This is a genomic window from Cellulomonas septica (genome assembly GCF_012396155.1).
Taxonomy (GTDB): domain Bacteria; phylum Actinomycetota; class Actinomycetes; order Actinomycetales; family Cellulomonadaceae; genus Cellulomonas; species Cellulomonas septica.
This window is the reverse complement of the sequence record NZ_JAAXOY010000596.1, coordinates 1-2,243: the sequence shown is the minus strand read 5'-3', so window position 1 is coordinate 2,243 and position 2,243 is coordinate 1. Positions and strand designations below refer to the sequence as shown.

Below are 2,243 nucleotides of genomic sequence, written 5' to 3'. Positions count from 1 at the left end.
CGCGGGCGAGCTCGGCCTCGACCGCGGCGACGGTCGCGCGGACCAGCGACATCATCACGGCGGTCGCGACGACGGGGCCGCCGGTCACGTCGAGCACCCCGAGCACCTGCCCGGACGGTCCGCGGACGGGCGCGGCGGTGCAGTTCCACGGGTGGACGGTGCGCGCGTAGTGCTCGGTCCCGACGACCTGCGCGGGCCGCTCGGTGACGAGCGCGACGCCGGGTGCGTTCGTCCCGGCGCGGTCCTCGCTCCACACGGCACCCTCGACGAACCCGACGCCCTCGACCTTGCGGCGCACGTCGCGGTCACCCTCGACCCACAGCAGGCGACCCGCGTCGTCGGTCAGCGCGGTGATCCACCCGGCGCCCGCGCCCGGCCGGACCAGCAGGTCGCGCACGACGGGCATCGCGGCCGAGAGCGCGTGCCCGCGACGGTAGGAGGTCAGCGTGCGGCCGGCCATGTCGACGGGCGGTGCGGGGACCTCGGGGTCGACACCGCTGCGCGCGCTGCGCCGCCACGAGTCGGCGACGAGGCGTCGGACGTGCTGCCCGGCGAGCCGCCCGGTCGTGACGAAGTACTCGTGGGCGACCCGCACGGAGTCGTGCTGCGACATGACTCTCCCCTCGACCCACCGCCGAGCACTGCCCCCCGTGACCTCCGAGTGTACGAATCGTCCGCAATTTCCGCGCGGGTGTCCGGGAACGTGTCGTCGTGGTCTCGCCGCAGCCGGGGGCCTCCCCGTGGACCGGCGGCCGTCGGGCGTACTTCACGCGCCGTCGCGCGCTCCTCCCTCGTGGGGCACCGGACGTCCACCGGCGTGCCCGGGCAGCGTCGGCTGCCCTTTCGTGCACGGACTGCCGCGGCCCGGGGCCGCGCGACTAGCCTGACGAAGGTCGAGGGAGACGGTATGGCCGAGCGCATCTGCGACGTGTGCGGCGCCGTGAACCCGGCGACGGCCGAGTTCTGCCGGGTGTGCGACACGTACTTCGGCTGGGACGGCGGACAACCGCCGGCCGGCCCGACGAGCGCGCCCACGACGACCGCACCGGTGACGGGCCCCGCGCCCGCGACGACGGCGACCGTCAGCGCGACGCCGTCGGGCAGCCCGAGCGACGGCACCGAGTCGAGCTGCTCCTGCAGCCACTCCAGGACCCGCTGCAGGAGCGACGGCTGCCGGTGGTACTCGGGCCGGGCGAGCTCGTCGCGGGCCCACTCACGGGCGGTCTCGGCGTCCGGCTGGACGGGGACGTCGCGCAGGAGCGCGGCGACGACGGACAGCGCGGTCATCCGGCCTGGGCGGCTCGTGCGAGCTCGAGGTCGAGCCCCTCGCGGCGCATGCGGACGTCGATGTAGAGCAGCGCGTAGATGGCCGCGGTGAACGCGGTCGTGAGCGTGTAGGCGATGACGTTGCCGATGCCCGTGAGGACGATCGAGACGAACGACGTGCCGGTCGGGTCCTGCGTGACGAGCGTCCCGACGAGCTCGAACGGGAACATCACGAAGTAGCTCGCGACGCTCACCATGATCTGGACGAGCACGTAGTACCCGAGCAGGCGCCAGAAGCTGCCGCGCGTGAGCCGCCAGGCGCGCGCGACGGTCGACCAGAAGCCCTTGCCCTCGAGCATGAGCGCCGCCGGTGCGAGCAGCGTGCGGATCGTGAACCAGATGCCGGCGACGACGAGCCCCAGCCACCCGAGGATCCCGACGGCGACCGCGAACCCTGTCTGGTCGGCCACGGCGAGGCCGACCACGGCGCCGACCAGGAGCGCGGCGACCAGCAGCACCGCGGCGCCCGCGAGGAGCGTGAACCCGACGACCCACCACACGCGGCCCGAGCGCAGGACCTCGCCGATGGTGATGGTGCGCCCCAGCACGGACCGGCTGACGGACACGATGAGCAGGCCGGTGAGGACGGTCGTGGCGAGCCAGATGATCGGCGCGGTCAGGAGCGTGCCGACGGCCCAGCCCAGCATCGCGTCGAGGCCGCTGGCACCGGACGGGTCGAGCTCGAGCAGCGCGTCGCTGATCGCACCCGCGACGAGGCCCTGCACGTACCACGTGAGGATCGTCGACAGGACGACCGCGGCGCCGACGACGAGCGCGGACAGGCCGAACATGACGCGGGGGTTGGCCCGGATCGCCTTGAACGCGCCGTCGAGCACCTCGCCGAGGCCGAGCGGCCGCAGCGGCACGATGCCCGGCTGGAGGGCGGGCGGCTTCCACGCGGAGCCCGGCGGGGGCGG

The 2,243-nt window shown here is 74.3% G+C and carries 2 protein-coding genes; both read right to left on the bottom strand.

Annotated elements, in window-relative coordinates; genetic code table 11:
- Nucleotides 1–613, bottom strand: a 613-nt coding sequence (locus HGA02_RS17040; protein ID WP_343035563.1) for a GAF domain-containing protein, incomplete at its 3' end; no start/stop codon positions are given.
- 670 nt (nt 614–1,283) lie between these two features.
- Nucleotides 1,284–2,243 (bottom strand): DUF7847 domain-containing protein (locus HGA02_RS17035; RefSeq protein WP_168680365.1); only part of this gene is annotated, 960 nt, incomplete at its 5' end.